A 25,051-nucleotide genomic window follows, 5' to 3' on the forward strand; every position below is an offset into this window, starting at 1 on the left:
TGACATAAAACGCTAAAAAACGATATAATCAGGATTTGTTAAAACTTAGACATATAAGCAGCTTTACGCGCTGTAACTCATGCCAACAATACAGCAGCTAATACGTACCGAGCGCGAACAAGCGCGTCAGAAAACCAAGTCTCCGGCTCTGAAACAATGCCCTCAACGTCGGGGAGTTTGTACCAGAGTATACACGACCACACCAAAGAAGCCTAACTCAGCTTTACGGAAAGTAGCAAGAGTTAGACTTACATCTGGATTTGAAGTCACAGCTTACATTCCAGGAATTGGTCACAACTTACAAGAACACTCAGTTGTGATGATTCGTGGCGGTCGGGTTAAGGATCTACCAGGCGTGAGATACCACATTATCCGTGGCACTCTAGATACAGCCGGAGTAAAAGACCGTAAACAAGGGCGTTCCAAGTATGGAACCAAGCGTCCCAAAGAAGCGAAAAAATAGGATTAGGCGATTAATCGCACCCAACACGATTAATCGTTTACCTGAAAAACGCTCAAGGACAAAAAACTATCAGGGTCTGTGTTCTAAGAGCAGTTATGAAAGCTGCTCAAATCTGTTTAAAAAAATCAAGCAAGCTACACCTACACTAAGCGAGCAAGTGTAGAAGTTCTGAGGAGAAGGCTGTAACCCACAGCATAATTTTCATCTGAACATTAAGGTTTAGAATCTTGTCACCGTGAGTATTTAGTTGCAGGTAGCAAGTCAATGAATTTTAGATTTTAGATTTGCAATTTTGGATTGGTCGAACCCACAAGGGGATAAGGCTTACAGACTTTTGAGTTTTTCCAATCCTTGCGGTCGGAACATCTACCAAAAACTCTAATCCAAAATTGGCAGTCAATAGGTCAGCCTTGCTGCAAAAGTCGAAAACAAAATTGAAAAAATCTGAGGGTTGGGTTCCACAGCTTTTGGTTTCCGGTGTCTGATAGCATATAATTTCGTTGCCAATTCCGAATTAAAGGTGAAGTATGTCTCGTCGTGGTGTTATTCAAAGGCGCCCAGTTCCGTCTGACTCCGTATATAACAGTCGCCTTGTGAGCATGATTATCAGGCGGATCATGCGTCATGGCAAGAAATCACTTGCCGCCCGAATTGTTTATGAAGCATTAAAAACTATTGAAGAACGCACTGGTAACGGTGCTTTAGAAACCTTTGAAAGAGCAGTGCGAAATGCCACGCCTCTAGTAGAAGTAAAAGCTCGGCGAGTAGGTGGAGCAACCTATCAAGTACCAATGGAAGTGCGTACAGAACGGGGCACTACCCTAGCACTGCGTTGGTTAGTGCAATATTCCCGGTCTAGACCAGGGCGGACAATGGCAAGCAAGTTAGCAAATGAGTTAATGGATGCTGCCAATGAAACTGGCAATGCGATTCGGAAACGCGAAGAAACGCACCGGATGGCAGAAGCTAACAAAGCATTTGCCCACTATCGTTACTAAGTAAAAAAGCGATATATCGTCTTGCCGAAGCGGTATATCGTAGATTTACAAAAAGAAGACGGTTTTCCGTAAAAGTATAGAATCTTAACAAAGAGTAATATACAAGATATCATGAGGCAAAAACTATAGGAGGTAGCTGTGGCACGCACGATCCCGCTAGAGAAAGTACGCAACATTGGTATTGCGGCGCATATAGATGCGGGCAAAACTACAACAACAGAGAGAATATTATTTTACTCTGGGATAATTCATAAAATTGGCGAAGTTCATGAAGGAACTGCCGTCACAGACTGGATGGAGCAAGAGCGGGAGCGGGGAATTACCATTACTGCAGCTGCTATCAGTACCAGCTGGAAAGATCATCAAATTAACATTATCGATACTCCGGGTCACGTAGACTTCACAATTGAAGTTGAGCGTTCCATGCGCGTCTTAGATGGCGTAATCGCAGTATTTTGTTCTGTGGGCGGCGTGCAACCGCAGTCTGAGACAGTGTGGCGGCAAGCAGAGCGCTACAAAGTTCCTCGGATAGCCTTTATCAACAAAATGGATCGCACCGGAGCGAACTTTTATAAAGTTCACGAGCAAATCCGCGATCGCCTGCGGGCAAATGCGATCGCAATTCAACTACCAATTGGTAGTGAAAACGACTTCCAAGGTATCGTTGACTTAGTACGGCAGCGTGCGTACATTTACGCAAATGACCAAGGGACTGATATCCAGGAAACCGATATCCCGGAAGAACTGAAAGCGCAGGCAGATGAATTCCGCACCAAGCTAGTAGAAGCAGCAGCAGAAACAGATGATGCTCTGATGACTAAGTACTTTGATGGCGAAGAACTTACAGAAGAGGAAATTCGGACAGCCCTGCGGAAAGGCACAATTGACGGGACAATTGTACCAGTACTTTGTGGTTCAGCATTCAAAAACAAAGGCGTGCAGTTGATGCTGGATGCTGTTGTAGATTACCTGCCAGCGCCAAGTGAAGTACCGCCAATTCAAGGCTTACTGCCCAATGGCGATACTGTTGAGCGGCGGGCTGATGATGACGAACCCCTAGCGGCTCTGGCATTCAAGATTATGGCTGACCCTTACGGTCGCCTAACATTCGTTCGCGTTTATTCTGGTGTCCTGAAAAAGGGCAGCTACGTTCTCAACGCTAGTAAGAATAAAAAAGAACGGATTTCCCGCTTAGTTCTCATGAAAGCAGACGATCGGCAAGATGTCGATGAACTGAGAGCGGGCGATCTGGGAGCAGCTTTGGGATTGAAAGATACCTTGACAGGTGACACACTCTGTGATGATGGATCGCCAGTAATTCTGGAATCTCTATTCATTCCTGAGCCTGTAATCTCGGTGGCGGTTGAACCCAAAACCAAGAACGACATGGATAAGTTGTCCAAAGCTCTGCAATCTCTTTCAGAAGAAGACCCTACCTTCCGTGTCCGCGTCGATCCCGAAACCAACCAAACCGTGATCGCGGGGATGGGAGAGTTACACCTAGAAATTCTAGTAGACCGGATGTTACGAGAATTCAAGGTGGAAGCGAATGTAGGTGCGCCTCAAGTAGCTTACCGAGAAACAATTCGGAAAGCTGTGAACAAAGTTGAGGGCAAATTTATCCGCCAAAGTGGTGGTAAAGGTCAATACGGTCACGTTGTGATCAATTTGGAGCCTGGAGAACCCGGTACTGGCTTTGAATTCGTTTCCAAAATTGCTGGCGGTACAGTACCTAAAGAGTACGTTGGCCCCGCAGAACAAGGGATGAAAGAAAGCTGCGAATCCGGTGTTCTAGCTGGATATCCGTTGATTGACGTTAAAGCAACGTTAATTGATGGGTCATACCACGATGTAGACTCTTCAGAAATGGCTTTCAAAATCGCTGGTTCAATGGCGATGAAAGAAGCTGTACTGAAAGCTTCACCTGTCATCTTAGAACCTATGATGAAAGTTGAGGTTGAAGTTCCTGAAGACTATATGGGTAACGTCATTGGCGACCTCAACACCCGTCGAGGGCAGATTGAAAGCCAAAGCACCGAAAAGGGACTTGCTAAGGTAACATCTAAAGTTCCACTAGCGAGTATGTTTGGCTACGCCACTGATATCCGGTCAAAAACCCAAGGTCGGGGTACCTTCACGATGGAGTTCAGCCACTACGAAGAGGTGCCTCGCAGCGTAGCTGAAACTATCATTGCAAAAAGCAAAGGGAACGCTTAGTTAAAATAAGGAAATGAGCATTCATGGCACGCGCAAAGTTTGAAAGAAATAAACCCCACCTCAATATCGGTACTATTGGCCACGTTGACCACGGTAAAACCACGTTAACAGCAGCCATCACTATGACCTTGGCGGCTCTTGGTCAAGCTACAGCTAAAGGCTACGACCAAATCGATAACGCGCCAGAAGAAAAAGCACGGGGTATCACTATCAATACCGCTCACGTTGAGTATGAAACCGAAAATCGGCACTATGCTCACGTAGACTGTCCAGGCCACGCTGACTATGTGAAAAACATGATCACTGGCGCTGCTCAGATGGACGGAGGTATCCTCGTAGTAGCTGCTACTGATGGCCCTATGCCCCAAACCCGCGAACACATCCTGCTAGCAAAACAGGTGGGCGTTCCTAGTCTAGTTGTATTTTTGAACAAAGAAGACTTGATGGATGACCCAGAACTCTTGGAACTAGTAGAACTAGAACTCAGAGAACTGTTAAGCAGCTATGACTTCCCTGGCGATGATATCCCCATTATCAAAGGCTCTGGTCTGCAAGCTCTCGAAGCAATGACCAAGAATCCTAAGACCAAAAAAGGTGAAAATCCTTGGGTAGATAAAATCTACGAATTGATGGATGCTGTGGATTCCTTTATCCCCACTCCTGAGCGGGATGTTGATAAGCCCTTCTTGATGGCAGTAGAAGACGTGTTCACCATCACAGGTCGTGGTACTGTGGCTACTGGACGGATTGAACGCGGGAAAGTCAAGGTTGGCGATACTGTCGAGCTAATTGGTCTCAAAGACACTCGTACTACCGCCGTCACCGGGATTGAGATGTTCAAGAAGAGCCTTGAAGAAGGTTTGGCTGGAGATAACGCCGGTGTACTACTGCGTGGTCTCAAGAAAGAAGATATCGAGCGCGGTATGGTAATAGCCAAACCAGGTTCAATTACACCTCACACACAATTTGAAGGTGAAGTGTACATCCTAACGGAAAAAGAAGGTGGTCGTAAGACTCCATTTTTCGCGGGCTATCGTCCCCAGTTCTACGTGCGAACAACCGATGTAACTGGTACTATCAAAGCCTACACCTCCGATGAAGGCAAAGATGTAGAAATGGTGATGCCAGGCGATCGCATCAAGATGACAGTAGAATTGATCAACGCGATCGCTATTGAACAGGGAATGCGCTTCGCTATCCGCGAAGGTGGACGTACCATCGGTGCTGGTGTCGTCTCCAAAATTCTGAAGTAGCACCTTTTCGCTCATAACAAAGGAGCAGAGATGGTATAATTCCTCTCTGCTCCTTTCTCTTCCCTCTATAAATAAGGTAATAGGTTACAGGGGACAGGTAATAGTTTTCTGTAACCTATAACTTGTAACCTTTAACCTTGTAAATAATCCCCTAATTACGCAGAACCTGGAAAATTAAAGATGGCAACTCTACAGCAGCAAAAAATTAGAATTCGCTTACAGGCTTTTGACCGACGCTTATTAGATACATCTTGCGAGAAGATTGTAGACACAGCTAACCGCACCAACGCTACAGCCATAGGCCCAATTCCTTTACCCACAAAACGCCGGATCTATTGTGTGCTGCGATCGCCTCACGTAGATAAAGATTCACGGGAACACTTTGAAACCCGTACTCATCGCCGGATTATTGACATTTACCAGCCTTCTTCTAAGACTATAGATGCCCTGATGAAATTGGATCTACCATCGGGTGTAGATATTGAAGTCAAACTTTAATTAGTCATTAGTCATTAGTTATTTGTGAATAAACAAAGGACAAAAGACGACTGACGAAGAACATTAGTATAAATATTGACATAGCCCTGAAGAAATATATCTCAGGGCTTTTATTTAGCTAGGAAACAAATGATAGAATATAGACAAAATACGGGAAAAGCAGAGAAAAAGAAATTTTAAAGATTAAGTTTATACCAAGATAACAATGACATCATCTTCTAAAATTGCAGTTCGTGAACTACCTCTGTTCCCGTTACCCGAAGTAGTTCTGTTTCCTACTAGACCATTGCCTCTGCATATCTTTGAATTTCGCTACCGAATCATGATGAACACGATTTTGGAGAGCGATCGCAGGTTCGGTGTTTTGATGTTCGATCCAGTTAAAGGTACAATTGCAAACACTGGTTGTTGTGCGGAAATCGTTCATCACCAAAGGCTGCCAGATGATCGGATCAAGATGTTGACTTTAGGGCAGCAAAGATTTCGTGTACTAGAATATGTTCGTGAAAAGCCATATCGGGTTGGTTTAGTTGAGTGGATTGAAGACCAAACACCGACTAAAGATTTGCGTCCTTTGTCTTCTGAAGTAGGACAACTACTGCGAGATGTTGTGCGTCTATCAGGTAAATTAACCGAACAAAATATCGAATTGCCAGAAGATTTGCCCGATTTACCAACAGAGCTATCTTATTGGGTGGCTAGTAATCTTTATGGTGTCGCCGCAGAGCAGCAATTATTGCTAGAAATGCAAGATACTGCAACTCGTTTAGAACGGGAAGCAGAAATCTTAACTTCTACTCGTAATCACTTGGCGGCTCGTGCTGTTCTCAAAGACACGTTTAATGAAAAGTGAGGAGTTAGGAGTGAGGAGTTTAGAGTGAGAAGTTAGAAGTTAGGAAGAAGTAAGAAAAAATAATTCATATTCACTAACTGATAACTGATAATTCCTGACTGGTAACTGATAATTCTTAACTCCTAACTCTTAATTCCTAACTCTTAACTTCTCAAGTAAGAGCGCCGATCGGCAAAACATTGTAAGCGCCAAGAATTTTTAGAATCTCTGTGTGGATAGTTAATTCGGCTAAAGCAGATTGCATTTTTGTTTCCTTGACATCTGCTTCTAAATCCATAAAAAATAAATATTCGCCTAGCGATCGCTTCGTCGGACGAGATTCAATCCGGCTGAGGTTAATTCCTAGTTGAGCAAATATTTGCAAAGGTTTGAGTAATGCCCCGGGTGTGTTAGCAGGCATACTAAAAGCTAGCGATGTGTGACTCGTAGGTGTTGTTGATGCTTGATATCCAGCGTCCGCCTCACCCTGACTTACTACCCAAAAACGAGTACAGTTTTCTGGATAATCGTTAATACCAGTGGCAAGTATAGGCAGGTTGTAGAGTTGAGCGGCTCTACTAGAAGCGATCGCAGCTGTTGTTGTCTCTTGCTCTAATCGCTGTAGTGCTTCGGTTGTAGAATTGCTGGGAATAATCTGTACAGTCGGCAGAAACCGCTCTAACCATCCTTGACATTGTGCCAAAGCTTGCGGGTGAGAGTAAACAGTTTTAATCTTATCTAAGCCTGACGCACAGGAGATTAAGGTATGGACAATGGGTAATACTAAAGCCAACTGAATCCGCAAACTGTCCAACCGCCACAGTGTATCTAGCGTCATAGTCACACTCCCTTCAATAGAATTTTCTACTGGCACAACAGCTAGGTGAGCTTGAGCGTCAGCAACGGCGTGCAGTGACTGTGAGATGGTGGGATAGGGACATAAGGTAGCTTCAACTCCCTTATTTTTAGTCAGCCAGTTGACATAAAGAACAGCTGCTTGCTCTGCGTAAGTGCCGGGAGGCCCTAAATGTGCGATCAATAGAGTCATGCTTTTAGCCTTGAGTTGCGAGTTTAATACGTAAAATAGAGATTATGATATTTTGGGTTTAGCAAATATCAAATATATTCGATATTTACTCTTAATAAAGACTTTTATCTCTAAAATTTACGCACTAAACGAATAGATCGAAATTTCAGGAAAACAAATTATTCAAATTAGTCTAGTAGCAAATAAATTTTTTGGCAGTTTTTTCTGCTAAATTGCACTTAAAATTTCAGAGCGATTATGTAAATTTCTAACAAAAAACTATTCATATTTTTTGCTTTATGTCAAGAGTTAAATCTTAAATTTTAGCCTTTTCAAGATAGCTCTAAAATCTCTTATGTTTTCTCAACGTTCTCTGTGCCTCTGCGGTTTAAAAGTATTTTTTTTAACCACAGAGGCGCAGAGTACACAGAGTATGGAATTTATCGACCAAAATTTTTACCTACTTTGAAAAGGGTAATTCTAATCTATATTTATTTATTCAACTAAAGATAGTAATGAGAGTATCAAATTTTTGCTAATGCTGTATAGCTGATAAGCAACGATAACTTTTATCGCCAATAAATTTTGTACTTTTCTAATAATCAGATTTAATTTATTAAAAAATATTAAAATTAAGAGACAAATATTTTTTTCCGCTCATGGCTACCCGGTTTACTGCCTCCCAATCGGTTGAAATCGCTGTTCCAGAGCAGCCTATTCCCATTCAGCACTACTTACGCCAGCCTCAACGTCTGGTTAGGGCTTTGGCTGACAACGCCCGAATTCAGCAGCTTTCTGAGGAAGTATTTCGCTTGAAAATGCGTCCGCTTACTTTTATGTCATTGAGTATTCAACCGACTGTAGACATGAGAGTTTGGGCAGAATCAAATGGAATAATTAATTTGCGATCGCTAGGCTGTGAAATTCTGGGTTTCGAGTATATTAACCAGCGCTTTGCCCTTAATTTAAAAGGGCATTTGTCTCCCAAAGAGTTTAGCACTGGCACTCGTCTGGAAGGAAGGGCTGATTTAGAAGTGCTGGTGGATTTACCACCGCCATTTTCCTTTACTCCGAAGCCGATTTTAGAAGCTACTGGTAATGGTTTGCTCAAAAGCGTGCTGTTGTCGGTTAAGCAACGGTTATTAAATCAACTTTTGGCGGATTATCGCTACTGGGTGATATCACAAACTAAAGATAGAGAACTTGACAGTGGCAATACTGAATTGCCAATCCTGAATGCTGAGTAATTATTTAATCACTCAGCGTTCAGTAATTTGATTTGGCAAGGACGAAAAGACTGACGATGTAAGGGCGATGGCCCGTATTGTCGCAGGGCCAGCAAATGCCGTTGGCTACCATAACCCTTGTTACGCTCTAGGTTGTACATAGGGTATTTTGATGCTAAACGCAGTATCAAATCGTCACGCCAAACTTTAGCAACAATACTAGCAGAGGCAATAACGAGCGATCGCTCGTCCCCTTTAACTATTGTTTGTTGTGGCAATGGCAAGTCTTTGATTAACTGATTACCATCAACCAAGCAGAGTGTGGGCTGTACTTTTAACTTCAGTACAGCCCGTTTCATTGCTAATAGTGTCGCTTGCAAAATATTTATCTTGTCAATTTCGGCAGTAGAAGCAAAGCCAATTTTCCAGTCTATAGCCAGCCCACAAATTTGCTGTGCTAGCTGAGTTCTCCGAGAACTAGACAACTTTTTACTGTCTTTAATTTTAGCTGCCATCAGTATTGGCAAAGCACGATCTGGGAGGATCACTGCTGCCGCTACCACAGGGCCAAATAGAGCGCCTCGCCCTACTTCATCCACACCTGCAACCAATCCTGGAATCCCTGACAAGGTAGAAAACTCCAGCCAATTGGATTGTTCCAAGGGCGTTGGCGATGTTTCTACCATAAAGCAAATTAATTGTCTTCGATCGCTGAGGAACGACGACGGCGGCGACGGCTAGCAGTGGCGGCGCTGTTGGCATCATTTTCATCTGCGATCGCATTGGCAGCGCTGTTGGCATCACCTTCATCTGCGATCGCTTTGACAGAAGCTTTTGTAGGCAAGCTTTCCAAAGGATTGGCAGTCGATTCAGATGGTTCAGTTGTCTCTTCTATTAAAGATTTTTGTTCTGGCTCAATAACTTTTGGTATTGGTAACTTGGTTGCAACTACTTCAGGTGTTGCCCTTTGGGTAATGGGTGATTCTGAGATGGATTCAGTTGGAGTCGTTCGCGTTTGACCAGGCTGAATCACGTTAATAATCACAGACTTGGTATTTTTAACTTCTTGATCTAACTTCACCAAGGGAGATATTCCCATCAAGGCAAACATATCCTGTTCCTGAAGACTCATTTCTACAGTTCTAATTTCCGGTGGTTCTACCACTGGTTTAACTGGATCTGCCTTAATAACTTTAGTGCGCTCTACAACAGTGCGTTCTCCTCTTTCACTCCAACCTGGTTTACCAAGGGTGGGTGAGGGAATCTCTGGTGCAATTCCTAATTCTGGTTCTATATCAAGGTCTAAATCTGGCTCGTTAGCAAAAGCTAGCGGATTGGCAATAACCCGAGATTCATCTTTCCCGTTTAACCCACTGATACCAATTCGACTGCGGCGAGTGCGGGTACGACGCTTATTATCATTAAGTTCTTGATAACTCGGATGATTGATCAGATTTAAATTACTCGATTCTGAGTCACCGTCAAATGCTTCCCCAAATCCATCATAAGTTTCTCGTGGTTCTGGGATGCGGGCTACTGGCTGACGTGGTTCTCGGTGAGGTAGGGATACAAAACGCTCACGCTCTGGTGTTTCTGCTGGTATTGGTAATCGGTTTTCGAGTTCTCCAGGCAGACGTACAGTATGCCCTAAACCGCCACAGGTAGGACAAGTTTCGCCAAACAGTTCGTAAATATTTTGACCTTGACGTTTGCGGGTCAGTTCTACTAAACCCAGTTCGGTGAGTTGAGCAATCTGGGGACGAGCTTTGTCTGCTTTGAGTCCTTTATTAAAGTGTTCGAGAACTTGCAGTTGATCGCGCCGTGATTCCATATCAATGAAATCAACGACAATCACTCCGGCGATATTCCGCAGACGCAACTGGCGAGCAATTTCTGTTGCAGCTTCGCAGTTTGTCCACAAAACTGTTTCTCTGGCTGTTGCCGATCGCGTGAAGGAACCTGAGTTAACATCGATTACGGTTAATGCCTCCGTCGGCTCGATGATAATGTAACCTCCAGAAGGTAGGTCTACTCTTGGTTTAAGGGCTTCTCGAATGGCAGCACTGATGCGGAAATACTCTAAAATTGGGGAGCGATCGCGGTGATGATCGATCAACAATCCCTGCGGTGTTTGTCCACCACTCCAATTCTGCAAGTACTGCTTCACGCGCTTCAAGCCAGTACTAGAATCTACGACAATCCGATTGACATCCGCGCCGTACATATCTCGCAATACGCGCTGGATAAAGTCATCGTCTCGGTTGAGCAGTGCTGGGGCCCGGGTAGAATGCGCTTCCTGCTGGATTGCCTCCCATTGCTTTTGCAGCAACTCCAAATCTTCCATAATTGCTTCTTCTGGTTTGCCTTCGGCTTCTGTACGCACGAGCAAACCCATTCCCGCCGGTTTGACCAAAATTGCTAGTGCCCGCAAGCGGTTGCGCTCACTTTCACTTTTAATTCGTCGGGATAAATTTACGCCCCTACCATAGGGCATCAGTACTACGTAACGTCCGGGTAAAGTAATATTACCCGTGAGCCTGGGGCCTTTTGTCCCCGTTGGCTCTTTCATTACTTGCACCAAAACTTTCTGCTGTGGTGTTAATAGTTCTGTAATAGCTGCTGCGGTACGCTTTAGCTTCAATGGCCCCAAGTCGGTGACGTGAATAAAACCGTTACGCTCTGGGTCGCCAATATTCACAAAAGCCGCATCTATCCCAGGCAATACGTTTTCTACTACTCCTAAGTAGATATCACCTATTTGGTGATGACCGGTAGCAACAACGAGTTCTTGTATTTGATCTTCAGAAAAGACAGCAGCAATTTGGTGCTGCTCCGCGATAATAATTTGTTTTGGCATTCAATTTCCTCAAAAATTGGCAGCACCAATAGGTCTGGAGGTTTTTTATACCTTTGTTGCCCTTGCAACCCTCAAAAGGCGCTACTGATGATAAAAATCGCAAACCTGATGTTCTAAGTTAAATAGCTATTGGCGCTCTTAAGAGCGTTTCCACGGCGGATTATTCCAGAACGGCTGCATATTTAAGTTATTAAATCAACCGTCTGTGGTTGATTTGTGATGCAATACTCTCAATCAAGAGAGTTTTGAGTTTAAAGTTCTCAATCCTGAGTGAGTTTTTAACTCAGGAAGCTTTTTTGAGAGTAACCTACTGAAGTCGTTAAGAAAAAGAAACTATTTCTATTTTCCATTCCTGGATTTATTCTTAGGGTTATACTCAGCAACGCCAGCTGCTACCCTACTTTTAAGCCGCGCTTTGCGCGTCTGATGAACGTCTGCAAATCGGCTTAAGCTACAGTGGTTGTTTACCCTACGGTAACACCAAGGGCGAACAACTCTAGAAGAGTAACGCGCTAGCTCTTGGGCAATACTGTGGATTAGACATTCAGCAGTTGTTGAAAAAGTATGGATTTAGAGAAGCTAACCCAGCCTGCTGTTAGTTACTGATTCACAAGGTAGCTATAGAGAGTGTGTGTTCTTTAATCTGCCTCAGTTTGTCTGGGATAAAATCCTAGAATTTGCACTCTAATATCTTCGCTTTCGCCCCCTGAACACCAGGGTAGTGAACCAGCTAATTTCAATGCAGCGCCAGAAAAATTCTCTTCACCCCATTCTAACGCAACCTTGCTAAAAATCAATTCCGACGATGTGCCATATTAGGACAACTACTAGCAAGCTGCCCTACAGGGATTATACCGCTAAAATTAGCCGATTGCGGTGGATGTGTAAGAGTTGAAATTCTCTACTAGCCACTATGCCTAGCATAAACAGGATTTGTTCAGGACGCAATAGAAAACCATCTTGGCGATAGCTACCTATATAACGGATAACAGATATAGATTCCGCAATGCCGTTGTGGGTTTCTACTAATTCCAGTTCAAATAAGCGATCGCGCAGATTTATTAACTGGCTCTTGCCTGACTTTGTTGTATGCTCGTACCAAAGTTCATCTTTTGCTTTGATGGTATCAATCCATTCTTGCCATTGTATAGGTGTTGTTTCTTCTAGTGCTGCTACGGTAATTAAATATTCTGCGGTTTCTAGTAGTTGGGTAGCTGCCGGAGTTTTTAAATCTATCTGCTCCACATTATATATAGGTATGTCTGTGGGCATTTCCCGAACCAGTTCTTCTCGAAAAATATTGATGTCCACTGGTACAGTTAACTCAAAATCCGCAATTTCACCACTACTAGTAGCTCCTAGAGCCAAAGCAGTTGCAACAGAAATTCGCGGCATTGGATGAAACCCACCAGTGAAAGCAATTGGTAAGCCTGCTCGTCGCACAACTCGGTCAAACAGACGAATTAAATCTAAGTGACTTACCAAAGCCATGTCACCCTGTTTTCCAAACCAAACTCGCAGCCTTTGCGCCTTAGTTGTGTTGGGGACAAACTCACCAGCAAATTGGGGGATAGCAGGTGATTCAATCACGACGTTATGGCCAAAATCGGTTCCACATACGCCACAGTGAGAACAACCTTCAAAAGAGCAGTCGGGGACAATTGCAGCTTTTAAGGCGCGTTGCAAGTCTTCTTTGAGCCACTTTTTATCAATCCCGGTATCAATATGATCCCAAGGTAGGGGAATGTCTAGGGAGTGAGGACTGAGGAATTGGCTATTTTCCGCATCTTCCGATTTGCTCTGCTCTTGTGCATGAAACAAATTCCATTCGCCATTTTCTACTTGGCGGTATTTCCAATCTAGATCGGCCCCGGCGATCGCATCTTCCCAAGCACTAAAAGCTCGATCTAAATTTTCATACCAGGAATCCATTCCTGCACCCAATTCCCAGGCGCGACGGACTACTTTGCTCAAATTGCGATCGCCTCGTCCCACAAAATCTTCCATTGCCGAAATGCGGACATCGGTAAAATTTACCTTTACTCCTTTCATCCGGCGGAATTCTTGCCGCAACAGGTTTTGTTTGCGCTTAAATTCAGTGGTAGAAACTGAGTGCCATTGAAAGGGTGTATGGGGCTTGGGTGTAAAGTTAGAAATTGTCAGGTTAAAGTTCAGGGGTTTTCTGCCTTTGCCCCGACATTCTCGCTGTAGCCAGCTGACTGTTTCTGCAATGCCCAAAACATCAACATCCGTCTCACCCGGCAAGCCAATCATAAAATACAACTTGATTTTATCCCAGCCTTGCTCCCAAGCGGTTTTCACTCCCCGCAACAATTCTTCATTCGTCAAACCTTTATTTACAATGTCTCGCATCCGCTGAGTTCCAGCTTCTGGAGCAAAAGTCAGTCCACCTTGCCGTGTACCTCCCAGGATATTGGCAATATTCTCATCAAATCTGTCTACCCGTTGGCTTGGTAGAGTCAGAGAAATATTTTCATTTTTTAAGCGATTTTTGATTTCCATCCCCACTACTGGTAGGGACAAATAATCAGAACAACTCAGAGATAATAGGGAAAACTCATTGTAACCAGTTGCCCGCATTCCCTGTTCAATTGCTTCTACAACCTTATCGGGTTCTACATCCCGTGCTGGCCGAGTTAGCATTCCTGGTTGACAGAAGCGACAGCCACGAGTGCAACCACGCCGAATCTCAATTGTCAAACGGTCATGCACCGTTTCTACATAAGGAACTAAGCCAATGGAATATGCTGGTATGGGAGTTGCAACCCGTCGCAGAATTCGTTTTGGCACGTCAGGGCGACAAGGGTGAACTGAGCCATCCTCTGCCATATCATAAAATCGGGGAACATATACACCTGGTATCTGTGCCAAATCCAGTAATATATCTTCCCTACTCAATCCTGCTTGTTTGCCTTCTTCCAACACCAAACCAATTTCTGGTAGTAGTTCTTCTCCATCTCCAAGGGCGATAAAGTCGAAAAAGTCAGCGTAAGGTTCAGGATTCGATGTTGCTGTTTGCCCACCAGCAAAAATCAATGGAAACTGGGATTGGAGATTCGTAAATTCTCCCCCTGCTTGTTGGCGTTCTCTCCACGTCAAGGGAATTCCAGCTAGATCCAACATTTCTAAGATATTAGTTGCACCCAGTTCGTAACTGAGGCTAAAACCTAAAATGTCAAATTCTGTGAGCGATCGCTTTGACTCTACCGCAAACAATGGCGTATTAGTTTCGCGTAGTTTGTCTGCCAGGTCTTTTCCTGGGAGGTAGGCGCGATCGCACAATTGACGTGGTTGGGCATTCAAGATGTTGTATAGGATAATATGCCCTAAATTAGATGCACCGACTTCATATACTTCTGGATAGGTTAAGACCCAGCGTATTGTTGTCTTATCCCAAGCTTTATGTACTGCTAAACGCTCATTACCAAGGTAACGCCCTGGTTTTAAAATATCGGATGTTATTAATTTCTCAACTGCAACAGCCACTGTGCTATCTTCTAGCTACCTTAATTACAGCTACCAAAGCCAACATTAGCATTGAATTTGGTCTTCTAGCATAATTTATCGTTGTAACTTATAACTCCTTTACATAAAGTCCACTTTTTAACCGAACCTTTGTGCTTTTAGGTTTATGTTGCAGTCAACTCAACTTCATCATCCAATATTTCAAAGACTTTATCGAGTTGCGTTAGTTCAAAAATAATTTTAATTGACGGAGCAACAGCGCAAAGTCGGAAACCCCTTTTTAAACTAAGAGCCAGCTTATGTATAGATAACAATGCCATCAACCCCGCGCTGTCTAACGATTCTACTGCTGCGAGGTCTACTACCAATATGGAAATATCATTTTGTGCCAACGCTGTGGTCATATCTCGTTCAAATTCCAAGGCATTTGTAGCATTCAAATACCCTTGAGGGCGAATGACTGCAATCTTGGGATAGTTAAGCACTGCTTGCATAGTTACATCCTATTGAGAATTAAGAATTGTTGAAGCGTCAAGCTAAAGATTATTTGAACATAAACTCTATTCTGTTGCATCGTCCTTATGTCTTAGCTCTCTTTGCTGAATCTTTATTTCTTTAGTATGTCTGTTTAAAGATTGTTATAATTCCAGGTTAAAATGTGTTTATATATACTTTTTTTTTATCTCAGTTCAAAAACAATCAACATAGACAGCCATAGAGCAAACAAATCATCAGTAACTATGCTGACAAACCTTGCGTAGTCTATAACTCAAGCTAATGTAGTCAAGCCTTAACGGTAAGTTAAATCTCCCACTTTAGCATTGCTCATGGCATACGCCAGAATCATAGAAAATTATCTATTTAACTAATTAAATGTGATCTATGTCACAAGTAAGTTAGTATTTAGATCGCTCTTTATACCTAGACTTATCTGGAATAATTAGTATCATATTAAAATTGGATTATTACTTATGAGAACTAAGTACGCTATTCGCAAATTAGTAGAAAAAGCTCTTGACATCAAAAAGCTAACTCCTGAGATAGAAAATGAAATCAACTCAGAACTGACGGAACTAGGTTACATTTCTGACGTTGACTATGAAGCTCTGGAATTATTAATGTCGGAGATGGATGCTGGTAGAATTAAGTTGGTTCCTAGCTTCGGATATTCCTAAATGCTTACGCATAGAGGTAGATAAAGTGAATTTGATTAATACTAAAGTAATCAAAATTCCAAGTAAATAAAATAAGTTTTAGTAAAGCTAGGGAGGATAATAGGGCGATATTATTGTTTGTGTTTTTCTATGAGTTTGATTATTTAAATAACTGAAGGCGGCGTAAACGGTGCTAATAACCCTCTACATTGTGCATTCGTAGTAAAAAACGCCATGTAGTTTGCTAAATATCTAGAAAAGATTCCTCCCTATCTGTTTGCTGAAATTGTCCACAAGCAGAATGAAGTTGTTGCGGAGGGAGTTGATATCATCAATATGTTGGCGCTCCAGATAAAAGCACTCCTAGTTATATATTTTGCCTCACGTCTATTGATATGCTTGCCATAGTTGGTGAATAAATTGATTAAGTTGCTGCTTGGCGGATGAATCAGGTTCGGTTTTTGGTTCTTTTGCTAAAACTTGACTCAACAAGCTGATTACTTCTGTGTCTAATGCTGGCCGAAATAAACTAGCAGGCCAAAGCAAGTCAGACGCATCTCGCAAATCGGTAATTAACGGCGATTCTTGAATGAAAGTAACCATTAATAAAGGACGTACCCAGCACAACTGACGGGAAACTACGAATTGAATCACTTCTGCATACAGATTCTTGTCGCCATGCTTTAAAGACACAATTTGTCCTGGTTGAAGAAAATCTAGGCTAATATCCATGATTATGGAGTTTGGGCTGCAAGAAGGATGATTTTGCAACTTCCTTAATCTTAAAAATGAAAATGCGCTAAGTTTAAGGAAGCTTCTGTAAGATTAGGGTAGCACTCTCACGGCAACTATGTCTCAGACATCTGCCTCACAAGTGGCTACGCAAAACTAAGTAGAGCGGTTTTTCTAGCATAGTATCTCAACAGAAATACTATAGAATAGGTAAATAACTGTTAAGCGATCGCTACACAGACATTTTGTAGTAGTGAATCAACAAGAAAAGAGCAAAGAGCCGTGTCAGTTGAAACTATTCAAAAGCCTTCCACAACCCGTAAGCTAGCGCCTCGGTATCGCGTTTTGCTCCATAATGACGACTACAACTCTATGGAGCATGTTGTACAGTCACTAATAGCCACTGTGCCAAGCCTTACCCAACCCCAGGCTGTTAGCATCATGATGGAAGCCCATACTAACGGGCTAGCTTTAGTAATTACTTGCGCTCTGGAACACGCTGAGTTCTATTGCGAAACCTTGATAAGTCACGGTTTAAGTAGCACAATTGAACCTGATGAATAGTCATTAGTCATTTGTCATTGGTCATTTGTCGAAATATAGAGTATTGACTGGTGATTGGTGACTTACTTGGTATGAAAAAAAACCTTGTCCGTTTAGCCGAACGCCCTGCCCCCATTAGGCTGGGCTGTTTTATTTTGACTTTATTGTTGCTATGGTTGCCATTGGCTACGCCAATATATTTACTAGTGCATGATTCAAACTTAGAAAGTATATTGACATTGGTATTGTTATATGCAATCTTTATTTTTCTCCTGAGACTATGGGGTAAATATGTCTACCAACAGCCTCAAATTCTGCGGCATTATGGCTTAGAATTTACGCGGCAAAACGGTGTGGATTTACTGCGTGGCTTGGCTCTGGGGATAATTAATATTCTGATACTTTTTGGGTTAGAAAGTTTGTTGGGTTGGTTGGTGTGGCAACAACCGAAAGTTTTTTTGCTGAAAGTTGTTTTTGAGGGTTTACTTGTTGGCTTAGGTGTTGGATTTGCTGAGGAGTTATTATTCCGAGGCTGGTTACTAAATGAATTACAACGAGATTACAGTCTGCATGTGGCGCTGTGGACAGATGCAATTGCCTTTGCTACATTGCACTTTATTAAACCCTTGGAGGCAATTATTCATACACTGCCGCAATTTCCAGCTTTAGTACTGCTGGGATTAACGCAGGTATGGGGAAAGCGTTGGCGGAGGGGACGCTTGGGTTTTCCAATTGGTTTACATGGTGGTTTAGTTTGGGGTTACTACATTATTAATGTGGGTAAATTAGTGAAATATTCTGGTGAAGTCCCTAATTGGGTAACTGGTGTGAATAATAATCCCCTGCAAGGAGTGATGGGGGTGTTGTTAATGAGTGTACTAGCTTTCTGGATACGGGGGCGAACAGTAAAAAATTAAAGATGCGTAATGAACTTGTAGAAAAATAAAATATTGGCTAAAAAGAAACTACATTAATATTCCATTTAGGCAAAGTGTCAGAGTGTAGCCAAAAGGCTTTTAGAGATTCAACATCAAATAAAGGTTTAGGGTTAAAAATAAAATGGATTGTACTCGTCTGGAATATATCAAAAATGTAAATGATGAGCGTGATATTTGGGCGTATAAAATCTATCCTGTTGGGGTATCAGCCACAGCACGTAACATTAAATATCCTCCCGTGGAAAGCTAGCCCATTCTTCATTACGGGCTGCATCAATTTCCTCTGTGGAAGGTGCTTTTCCCAAATCCGCACATAGTCCCCACAATGATTTGCGGAGAATGATAGATGATTGATCTGTTAACTCACGTTCTATATCAGGAGTGATTTGCTGGATCAAACGTACTTTGTCCACGGTTGAAAGTTGCTTGGCTAGTCTGATAACTTCTTTTAGGCTCACAAATTTTCACCTGCTTCATCTGCGAAAATTTTAACAATAGCTAAGAATATTGAATAAAAACAATAACCATAATTCACCTTACGCGATCGCACCTACGCCACATTTTTGACTGAGATAATTCCTTCACCACACCACTGAATCAGTAGCCATCTATCAAAATCTTTATCCAGTGCTGGCTTGAGACGGAAATTAAAAACCTCTTGCCATACCTCTACTCCATACTGGGATACAAAAATTGCCTCCAGTTCTTTGAACTGTTCCCATTACCGATTTGCGATCGCAGTCAACATGGGAATGATCGCGGTAATTGAGACTTGTGCCGCGACGGGTGTCATTGTGGGTAGCCCTCAAAAATACAAATAATCGGCATAGGTGGTTTTTTGGTGCAATCTTTACGCAAGCGTCTCAACCACAGTACCCACCACACAAGCTTTATTCAAGTTAACGCCGCTCAAATTTGCACCTTCTAACTCTGCACAGAGTAAATTAGCTCCCGTCAAATTCGCTCCCGCCAAATTCGCCCCTCGTAAATCAGCCTCTTCAAGATTTGCTTCACTCAACAATGTCCCTTGCAAATCAGCGCGACTCAAATCTGCACCTTTGAGATTTGCCCCAGTTAGGTTTGCACCGCGCAAGTCAGCACCGCGCAAGTCAACGCCTTGCAAGTTCACGTTCATTAAATTAGCACCACTCAAGAAAGCACCCACCAATGACACATCACTGAGTCTTGCTCCCATCAAGTTAGCGCCACGCAAGTTACTACCCCGCAAGTCAGCACCAGTTAAATCTGCTTGCATCAGATTTGCTCCCATCAAGTTCGCCCGCAAGTCAGTTTCTTGGAGGTTAGCCCCCATCAAATTCGCTCCCTCCAAATGCCCGCCTTCGAGTTTAGAACCAGCAAAATTAGCACCGACAAGGGTAGCGCCAGCAAGATTAATCCGGCTTAAATCCAGTCGGGAGAGTTCCTCGTCTTCTAAATTTGCCCCTGGAAGCTGTTTGAGTTTTCCTAATTTAATGGCTTCAATATTCATGTAAAGTAACTACCAATCTCTTCACTTATCTTGCTGTGGCTATCCCATTGGGAATCAAGTATCCAAATGCCGGCGCTGACTTTGGGTGTCATAATGGGTAAGTCGAGTCCCTGTTGTAAACCCATAACTAATAAAGTTAGGGTATCTACAAGTTTAGGGTCAAAGCGGGTAGATTGTTGCTGTCTGCACTCATCCAAAGCTTGAGTAAATATCTGTTCTCGGCTTTGATTTGACGATTTTCGCTCATTGACTCGCCACTGAAAATCTGCCAATAATGCCAAAATCCTCGACTCTAGGGGAATTTCATCTCCAGCTAAACCTGCTGGTTCCCCTGTGCCATTCCACCACTCGCTTTGATGAGTAATAATTTGAGCAACTGCTCTTAATCTTGGCATGGTTCGCAATACTTGCGCCCCCGGTACTAAGGGACAAGTTAAGGGACAACTTGGGGCATCTTCGTGGTAGCGTGTGGATATACTATCACTGAGTACGCTTTCTGCTTTCTGTAATGGATCTATGCGATGCAACAAAGCCGCCAAGCGCAATCTTTTAATTTGCCATGCGGGAAGATCCAAAAGCTGGCCGATCGCTTCAGCAAGAGCTACTACTTCCGTAGCTGCCATTGGATTGTTGACATCTGCCATATCCATCAGTTGCGCCATTCGCAAAAAGGCTTGGATTTCGTTGGAAACCAAGTTGCGATCTAGGGTTTGTTGGTGAGACGCTGTTGGGATGGATAAATTATCTTGCCCAGTCTGGAGGTAATCTACAACACGAGAGACAACTGCACCTAAATTTTGGGATCTGTCCATTGACGGGACAATTTGTTGTTTGTCGGCTGTGAGTTTTTCGGCCAGTTCTGGGTTGTATTTTTTGATGTGAGCGATCGCTATTTCTGCTGTCTCTTGCACTAACTCCGGCTCAAATGTCCACAAGCCATAGAATTTACGCTCTAAGTCTGATGTCGGTACTCCAGTGCTGCCATAATCAGCCTCGGATAATTCTTGACAAATTACCATTGCTGTGTACTTGGGTGACAAAATAATTAAGTGCCACTCCTGTGCGACTGGATCGCCTGCATCTAATCCTACTAAGTCTACATTAGATAACTGACTCGTGGGATGTTCAGCAAAGCCAGATTCAGAGGCGGCCATAATGGCAATTTGGCAGCTGCGCTGGGCGATGTCTGCATATCGATCAGCTTCTTGTAGATACCATTTCCCCTGTTGAAAGGCTGTGATGACTAAGGGTGTACCGTCGTCAGTTAAAATATGGTCTTCTAGAGCATGGCACAGGGCAACTAGGGTATTTTTGTAATAAACACCGAATCTAATTGGCCTGGTGGTATGACGATGGGCTGTTTCTAGCTTTTGTAAGATTGAACCTTCTAACATGGGATTTGGTAAAAATAACCGCAGAGGCACTGAGGAAGAAAGAGGGAGAAATTCAGAATTATGAATATTGTCACATCGTTGTGTTTTCTAGGATACACCTGCTAACTGTTTTTCTTTCGTCTCCATTGGTGCGGAAAGTGCTGCTTCTAAGTCGGCACAACCTAGTTTTTCCTCCAAGATGTTCATGACTTCGCGCCCGAAATCGTTGGGGTTTTGTTGCCAAGCTTGCAAGCAGACTTCGCCGAAGAATGAACCAAGGGGTTCAGGATTCCAAAGGAGCTTTTTGGCTGTCCACGGCATCAAACTCATCGGATCGTATCCTGGTTTGAGGATACCTTCTTTGAAAGCATACTCTTCTAAATGAGTATGAGGTTGTAGTCCAATAAAGAAGATAGCCGGTTCAACTTTATCAGCACCAAAAATCCGTTCTAGTTCCCGGTGGTAAGCAATGGTTTGGCGGATGGTTTCGGGACGTTCGTCAATGACGTTAAAGGAGTAGTTGACGGAAACTAAATCGTTAAAACCAGCTGCTTTTAAATCACGGCAGTTTTGCAAGACGGTTCGTAGGTTATACCCCATCCGCATTTTCCGCACAAGTTCTTGAGAACCACTGGTAATCCCGATTTCAAAATAGTTCATCCCGGTTTTCGCCATCAACTCGCACAACTGGGGTGTCAAATTGTCGGCTCTAATATATGCCGCCCAGTGGATATCTGTCATACCAGAATCGACGATTTTTTGCAATAGTTCTATGGCATCGTCGATAAATTTTCGGGCTGGGATGAATTGGGCATCGGTAAACCAAAAATTGCGAATGCCGCGATCGTATAATTGGCGCATCTCAGCAACTACTTCATCTGCTGGGTTGATGCGTACTTGTTTACCTTCGACAACCGTATAGACGCAATAACAACAGTTGTGAGGACAACCACGCTTCGTTTGTACACCTATATAAAAGTCTTCCTCTTGCAGGTAATAGTTAAATTCCGGCCAGATACTTTCGATATAGTCGTAGTTACAAGCTGTTTTTTCTAGTGGCGTGGGTTGTTCGTGAATTAACCGTTTCCGTGGTTGAGTTTCTCCCGCAACATAACAGCGTTCATCTCGAAAATCTTTACCACTTAAAAGTTTTTCTAGCAGGGTTTCGCCTTCACCCACAGAAATAATTGTCCCATTGGGTAAGCTTTTACCCAATTGTTCGTAAAATACGCTGACTGCACCACCACCTACAACTACACGGGCATTAGAATTATATTTTTGGGCACGCTTTAAACCGCGTTTAATTAAGCCCTGATTTCGCCATAACTCTACATAGTAAGCGATGAAGATTCTTAAACCGCCCAAGCCACCACGTAGTTTTAATAGAGGATTCTTAGCGTAGTAAAATTCAAAGGCGTTTTGCAGTGGGTTGCCACCACGCCCACCAACTGGGGCATAAATTTGAATATCCCGCCAAGAAAATACTAGCAGTGTCGGCTTAAATTCATCGATACAGCGATCCAGAGCAGAATTGTAATCTAAAGGTGGCACTGTTCCTAAATCAAAGATGCGCTGTTCAATATTAGGAAACTGCTTATGGACATGATCGCTTAGGTAGACAACCCCAATAGGAAAGATGGGGTTACAAGGAAGGCGAACGTAAAGAATTCGATTTTCCATCATCTGTGTTTTGACTTCCATCTTGCCAATCTTTGGAGAAAGCGAGAAAAACATCCAGTTTTAAAGTGTGTGCTTGTTTTATTTTGTTTTTATTATCGCGATCGCACTTGACATTTCACCTAATTGCTGATAACGAAAAACTCGTGTTAGCAATTGTAGGAAATGATAAAATTGCTATGCACAAAAAATACATAGAATCTTATAGATAGGCTTTATGAAGATATTTTGCATATAGCTTTACCATAACATTGACTTTATTCATTAAGCGATGATCCCAGCCTATAAATTCTGGAATAGATGAAACGACAAAACTCACTTCTTCGCTGGGCGAAAAGCAAAGGGAGCGTCATCTTATCTGCCTTAAGAGAATTCAAGCTTTGATATGACAAAAAAATATTAAAAGATTTTATACATAGTGTATAATTCCGAAAAAGGCATAAAAAATTACAAAATTTTTACAACTAAGAATATATCTTTAGACAGAAATAACCCACAAAGACTCAGTTGGTATTCACAGTTACAACAACTGGGGATCAGTGAGTGCTAGGCTTGGCTAGTGTAATGTAAAATTGTGGCGTAAAGCTCCTCAGCAGTTATGGCTCAAATATTAGATCCTCTACCACCTGAGCAATCAGGAAAAATTCTCTGCTGCTACATCAATGCCACGAGCAAAATACAGGTAGCTCGTATCTCCAATATTCTCAACTGGTACTTTGAAAGAGTTGTTTTCCCTGGACAACGTTTGGTTTTTGAAGCTCCACGAAAAGCTCAATTGGAGATTCATACAGGGATGATGGCAAGTGCAATTTTATCAGATAATATTCCGTGCGATCGCTTAATGCTCGAAGAACGCAGTACAGATGAGTTTGATACAGACTCATCAGATGGAGAAGACCCTATTAATACCAAATCATTGGTACAGCAAATTAATACAAAAACCGGAGATACTACAAAACCTTTACAAATGGCTAGTTTAGCATCTGTTGATTAAAAAAAAATTTAGCTAAATTTAAGGGTTGCTGAATTCGGCAGCCTTTTTTATTGGTCATTGGCATTGTTCTTCATCTCCCCACTCTCATCTACAATCATTCTTATGAATCTGCCTTCGTTTCTTTGGTTGTGGAAAATAGCGGCCTGGTCGATGGGGTTGTCCCTGCTGGCATATCTAATGTTAGCAATCACCGGCATTTGGATGTTTCGGGCGAGAACTTCGCAACAATTACCTTTTACGCCATTTCTGGGCGGAAATCGGGAGGTGCGATCGCTCCACTATTTAATGGGCATCAGCATGGTAAGTTTAGTGCTACTATTGCTAGCGATCGGGATTGTTGGCACATTAGGACACTTCGGTTCTTTAGGTCACTCGTCACACTTGGCATCTGGATTGATAGTGGTAGCATTAGTTTTACTGTCTGCTTTCAGCGCCACGCAAATTAGTGCTAGACGACCTTGGGCTAAACCCTTACACATCGGCGTAAATATTATTCTATTTGTAGGATTTATCTGGGTATCCCTTACTGGTTGGATTGTAGTGCAAAAGTATTTACCTTAAAAAATTACGAATTACGAATTGAACAGTCTAGCTAAGACATACACCTACCTTACAATGAAGAAAAACATTGTAATTGAGCCGTGACAGCAAATTCAGCCAATATCTCAGCTTCTGTCTTTCGTTTGTCTCCTTTGATTCGGATAACGTTGCTGAGTCTATACGTAGCACTCACAGTCCCATTACCATTTTTATCGCAGGTAACAGCCGCACCCGTACCTCCAATATTATTGTGGATAGGGATTAGCATCGGCTTAGTTGCCTTGTATGCAGTATTGACTGAACAAGTAATGTTAGATGAGCAGGGAATTCAGGTTGCTTACCCCGCCTGGGTTCCTCGCTTTTTTCGTAAAGGCTGGTTTTTACCTTGGTCAGAGGTGAAAGAATTAAAACCCCGCACCACTGGTCAAGGAGGCTTAGTTTATTACTTCCTCAGCCAGGATGGGAAAGCTTATTTACTACCAATGCGTGTATCTGGATTTGCCCGTTTCGTGCAAATTGTCCAAGCGAAGACAGGCATTGATACTACAGATGTTCGCCCTTTAGCACAGCCGTGGATGTACCTGATTTTACTAGTATTCACACTGCTGCTACTATTGGTCGATGGCTGGGCGATCGCTACAGCTTTAACTACTGCACAATTAACTTAAAATTGGGAATGGGGCATAGGGCATAGGGCATTGGTTATTTCTGCCCCATCTCCCTCATCTCCCTCATCTCCCCCATCTCCCTATCT

The 25,051-nt window shown here is 42.8% G+C and carries 24 protein-coding genes; 14 read left to right on the plus strand and 10 right to left on the minus strand.

The genetic code is table 11. The features are described 5' to 3' along the window. Positions 1–79 precede the first annotated feature (79 nt). From rpsL to RMZ41_RS05380, 6 genes are all read left to right on the plus strand, one after another. Complete coding sequence (gene rpsL / locus RMZ41_RS05355) at positions 80–463, plus strand: 30S ribosomal protein S12 (protein ID WP_015214573.1); 384 nt, start codon at positions 80–82, stop codon at positions 461–463. 527 nt (positions 464–990) lie between these two features. Beyond that, positions 991–1,461, plus strand: coding sequence for a 30S ribosomal protein S7 (rpsG, locus tag RMZ41_RS05360; RefSeq protein WP_094331156.1), 471 nt, complete (start codon positions 991–993; stop codon positions 1,459–1,461). A 138-nt stretch (positions 1,462–1,599) separates the two neighbouring features. Then, positions 1,600–3,678, plus strand: a complete 2,079-nt coding sequence (gene fusA, locus RMZ41_RS05365) for an elongation factor G (RefSeq protein ID WP_322640570.1) — start codon at positions 1,600–1,602, stop codon at positions 3,676–3,678. A 23-nt stretch (positions 3,679–3,701) separates the two neighbouring features. Continuing rightward, a complete protein-coding gene (tuf, locus tag RMZ41_RS05370) occupies positions 3,702–4,931 on the plus strand; it encodes an elongation factor Tu (RefSeq protein WP_322640571.1) in 1,230 nt (409 codons plus the stop codon). A 180-nt stretch (positions 4,932–5,111) separates the two neighbouring features. Beyond that, the gene (gene rpsJ / locus RMZ41_RS05375) at positions 5,112–5,429 is read left to right on the plus strand and encodes a 30S ribosomal protein S10 (RefSeq protein WP_008232935.1); all 318 of its coding nucleotides are present in this window, start codon (positions 5,112–5,114) and stop codon (positions 5,427–5,429) included. A gap of 205 nt (positions 5,430–5,634) precedes the next feature. Beyond that, positions 5,635–6,282: an LON peptidase substrate-binding domain-containing protein gene (locus RMZ41_RS05380; protein WP_322640572.1), complete on the plus strand. Its 648-nt coding sequence runs from the start codon at positions 5,635–5,637 to the stop codon at positions 6,280–6,282. Between the two features lie 151 nt (positions 6,283–6,433). On the opposite strand, the gene pheA is transcribed toward RMZ41_RS05380, so the two are convergent. Continuing rightward, positions 6,434–7,309 carry a prephenate dehydratase gene (gene pheA / locus RMZ41_RS05385; RefSeq protein ID WP_322640573.1) on the minus strand — a complete coding sequence of 292 codons (876 nt, stop codon included), beginning with the start codon at positions 7,307–7,309 and terminating at the stop codon, positions 6,434–6,436. A 638-nt stretch (positions 7,310–7,947) separates the two neighbouring features. Between pheA and RMZ41_RS05390 the strand changes: the two genes are divergently transcribed. Continuing rightward, the gene (locus RMZ41_RS05390; RefSeq protein ID WP_322640574.1) at positions 7,948–8,535 is read left to right on the plus strand and encodes a DUF1997 domain-containing protein; all 588 of its coding nucleotides are present in this window, start codon (positions 7,948–7,950) and stop codon (positions 8,533–8,535) included. An 8-nt stretch (positions 8,536–8,543) separates the two neighbouring features. Here RMZ41_RS05390 and RMZ41_RS05395 read toward each other — a convergent pair whose 3' ends face one another. From RMZ41_RS05395 to RMZ41_RS05410, 4 genes are all read right to left on the minus strand, one after another. Next, entirely contained in the window at positions 8,544–9,200 is a 657-nt protein-coding gene (locus RMZ41_RS05395; protein WP_322640575.1) for a ribonuclease HII, read from the minus strand. A gap of 8 nt (positions 9,201–9,208) precedes the next feature. Continuing rightward, entirely contained in the window at positions 9,209–11,371 is a 2,163-nt protein-coding gene (locus tag RMZ41_RS05400; protein WP_322640576.1) for an Rne/Rng family ribonuclease, read from the minus strand. A gap of 849 nt (positions 11,372–12,220) precedes the next feature. Next, positions 12,221–14,878: a TIGR03960 family B12-binding radical SAM protein gene (locus RMZ41_RS05405; RefSeq protein WP_322640577.1), complete on the minus strand. Its 2,658-nt coding sequence runs from the start codon at positions 14,876–14,878 to the stop codon at positions 12,221–12,223. Positions 14,879–15,021: 143 nt separating this feature from the next. Further along, the gene (locus RMZ41_RS05410; RefSeq protein ID WP_322640578.1) at positions 15,022–15,351 is read right to left on the minus strand and encodes an STAS domain-containing protein; all 330 of its coding nucleotides are present in this window, start codon (positions 15,349–15,351) and stop codon (positions 15,022–15,024) included. Positions 15,352–15,828: 477 nt separating this feature from the next. Here RMZ41_RS05410 and RMZ41_RS05415 point away from each other — a divergent pair, with 477 nt between their 5' ends. After that, entirely contained in the window at positions 15,829–16,032 is a 204-nt protein-coding gene (locus RMZ41_RS05415) for a hypothetical protein (RefSeq protein WP_094331166.1), read from the plus strand. 366 nt (positions 16,033–16,398) lie between these two features. Here the strand turns inward: RMZ41_RS05415 and RMZ41_RS05420 are convergent, their stop codons facing one another. Further along, entirely contained in the window at positions 16,399–16,743 is a 345-nt protein-coding gene (locus RMZ41_RS05420; RefSeq protein ID WP_322640579.1) for a hypothetical protein, read from the minus strand. A gap of 282 nt (positions 16,744–17,025) precedes the next feature. Between RMZ41_RS05420 and clpS the strand changes: the two genes are divergently transcribed. Beyond that, positions 17,026–17,307 (plus strand): ATP-dependent Clp protease adapter ClpS, encoded by a 282-nt coding sequence (clpS, locus tag RMZ41_RS05425; protein WP_012410249.1) that lies wholly within the window; start codon positions 17,026–17,028, stop codon positions 17,305–17,307. A 71-nt stretch (positions 17,308–17,378) separates the two neighbouring features. Continuing rightward, positions 17,379–18,203, plus strand: coding sequence for a type II CAAX endopeptidase family protein (locus RMZ41_RS05430; protein ID WP_322640580.1), 825 nt, complete (start codon positions 17,379–17,381; stop codon positions 18,201–18,203). A gap of 245 nt (positions 18,204–18,448) precedes the next feature. Here the strand turns inward: RMZ41_RS05430 and RMZ41_RS05435 are convergent, their stop codons facing one another. Continuing rightward, positions 18,449–18,682, minus strand: a complete 234-nt coding sequence (locus tag RMZ41_RS05435; RefSeq protein WP_322640581.1) for a hypothetical protein — start codon at positions 18,680–18,682, stop codon at positions 18,449–18,451. Between the two features lie 177 nt (positions 18,683–18,859). Here RMZ41_RS05435 and RMZ41_RS05440 point away from each other — a divergent pair, with 177 nt between their 5' ends. Beyond that, entirely contained in the window at positions 18,860–19,045 is a 186-nt protein-coding gene (locus RMZ41_RS05440) for a hypothetical protein (protein WP_322640582.1), read from the plus strand. A 29-nt stretch (positions 19,046–19,074) separates the two neighbouring features. On the opposite strand, the gene RMZ41_RS05445 is transcribed toward RMZ41_RS05440, so the two are convergent. From RMZ41_RS05445 to RMZ41_RS05455, 3 genes are all read right to left on the minus strand, one after another. Then, on the minus strand, positions 19,075–19,713 hold the full coding sequence (locus RMZ41_RS05445; RefSeq protein WP_322640583.1) for a pentapeptide repeat-containing protein: 639 nt from the start codon (positions 19,711–19,713) through the stop codon (positions 19,075–19,077). Continuing rightward, positions 19,710–21,107, minus strand: a complete 1,398-nt coding sequence (locus RMZ41_RS05450) for a DICT sensory domain-containing protein (RefSeq protein WP_322640584.1) — start codon at positions 21,105–21,107, stop codon at positions 19,710–19,712. Before RMZ41_RS05450 ends, RMZ41_RS05445 begins: the two co-directional genes overlap by 4 nt. A gap of 87 nt (positions 21,108–21,194) precedes the next feature. Continuing rightward, positions 21,195–22,787, minus strand: a complete 1,593-nt coding sequence (locus tag RMZ41_RS05455; RefSeq protein ID WP_322640585.1) for a photosystem II high light acclimation radical SAM protein — start codon at positions 22,785–22,787, stop codon at positions 21,195–21,197. A gap of 574 nt (positions 22,788–23,361) precedes the next feature. Between RMZ41_RS05455 and RMZ41_RS05460 the strand changes: the two genes are divergently transcribed. The 3 genes from RMZ41_RS05460 (at position 23,362) to RMZ41_RS05470 (ending at position 24,965) form a co-directional block, all read left to right on the plus strand. Beyond that, positions 23,362–23,757 carry a DUF1830 domain-containing protein gene (locus RMZ41_RS05460; RefSeq protein ID WP_322640586.1) on the plus strand — a complete coding sequence of 132 codons (396 nt, stop codon included), beginning with the start codon at positions 23,362–23,364 and terminating at the stop codon, positions 23,755–23,757. 102 nt (positions 23,758–23,859) lie between these two features. Next, positions 23,860–24,318, plus strand: a complete 459-nt coding sequence (locus tag RMZ41_RS05465; RefSeq protein ID WP_322640587.1) for a DUF4079 domain-containing protein — start codon at positions 23,860–23,862, stop codon at positions 24,316–24,318. 80 nt (positions 24,319–24,398) lie between these two features. Beyond that, positions 24,399–24,965, plus strand: coding sequence for a hypothetical protein (locus tag RMZ41_RS05470; protein ID WP_322640588.1), 567 nt, complete (start codon positions 24,399–24,401; stop codon positions 24,963–24,965). The last annotated feature ends 86 nt before the right edge of the window (positions 24,966–25,051 follow it).

This window comes from Nostoc sp. DedVER02 (genome assembly GCF_034530675.2).
Classification (GTDB): domain Bacteria; phylum Cyanobacteriota; class Cyanobacteriia; order Cyanobacteriales; family Nostocaceae; genus Nostoc.

What these genes read in the sequence shown, in the direction of transcription:
- rpsL (WP_015214573.1), top strand. Translation starts at nt 80, where the DNA reads ATGCCAACAATACAGCAGCTAATACGTACCGAGCGCGAACAAGCGCGT.
- rpsG (WP_094331156.1), top strand. Translation starts at nt 991, where the DNA reads ATGTCTCGTCGTGGTGTTATTCAAAGGCGCCCAGTTCCGTCTGACTCC.
- tuf (WP_322640571.1), top strand. Translation starts at nt 3,702, where the DNA reads ATGGCACGCGCAAAGTTTGAAAGAAATAAACCCCACCTCAATATCGGT.
- rpsJ (WP_008232935.1), top strand. Translation starts at nt 5,112, where the DNA reads ATGGCAACTCTACAGCAGCAAAAAATTAGAATTCGCTTACAGGCTTTT.
- RMZ41_RS05380 (WP_322640572.1), top strand. Translation starts at nt 5,635, where the DNA reads ATGACATCATCTTCTAAAATTGCAGTTCGTGAACTACCTCTGTTCCCG.
- pheA (WP_322640573.1), bottom strand. Translation starts at nt 7,309, where the DNA reads ATGACTCTATTGATCGCACATTTAGGGCCTCCCGGCACTTACGCAGAG.
- RMZ41_RS05390 (WP_322640574.1), top strand. Translation starts at nt 7,948, where the DNA reads ATGGCTACCCGGTTTACTGCCTCCCAATCGGTTGAAATCGCTGTTCCA.
- RMZ41_RS05395 (WP_322640575.1), bottom strand. Translation starts at nt 9,200, where the DNA reads ATGGTAGAAACATCGCCAACGCCCTTGGAACAATCCAATTGGCTGGAG.
- RMZ41_RS05400 (WP_322640576.1), bottom strand. Translation starts at nt 11,371, where the DNA reads ATGCCAAAACAAATTATTATCGCGGAGCAGCACCAAATTGCTGCTGTC.
- RMZ41_RS05410 (WP_322640578.1), bottom strand. Translation starts at nt 15,351, where the DNA reads ATGCAAGCAGTGCTTAACTATCCCAAGATTGCAGTCATTCGCCCTCAA.
- RMZ41_RS05415 (WP_094331166.1), top strand. Translation starts at nt 15,829, where the DNA reads ATGAGAACTAAGTACGCTATTCGCAAATTAGTAGAAAAAGCTCTTGAC.
- RMZ41_RS05420 (WP_322640579.1), bottom strand. Translation starts at nt 16,743, where the DNA reads ATGGATATTAGCCTAGATTTTCTTCAACCAGGACAAATTGTGTCTTTA.
- RMZ41_RS05430 (WP_322640580.1), top strand. Translation starts at nt 17,379, where the DNA reads ATGAAAAAAAACCTTGTCCGTTTAGCCGAACGCCCTGCCCCCATTAGG.
- RMZ41_RS05445 (WP_322640583.1), bottom strand. Translation starts at nt 19,713, where the DNA reads ATGAATATTGAAGCCATTAAATTAGGAAAACTCAAACAGCTTCCAGGG.
- RMZ41_RS05450 (WP_322640584.1), bottom strand. Translation starts at nt 21,107, where the DNA reads ATGTTAGAAGGTTCAATCTTACAAAAGCTAGAAACAGCCCATCGTCAT.
- RMZ41_RS05455 (WP_322640585.1), bottom strand. Translation starts at nt 22,787, where the DNA reads ATGGAAGTCAAAACACAGATGATGGAAAATCGAATTCTTTACGTTCGC.
- RMZ41_RS05460 (WP_322640586.1), top strand. Translation starts at nt 23,362, where the DNA reads ATGGCTCAAATATTAGATCCTCTACCACCTGAGCAATCAGGAAAAATT.
- RMZ41_RS05465 (WP_322640587.1), top strand. Translation starts at nt 23,860, where the DNA reads ATGAATCTGCCTTCGTTTCTTTGGTTGTGGAAAATAGCGGCCTGGTCG.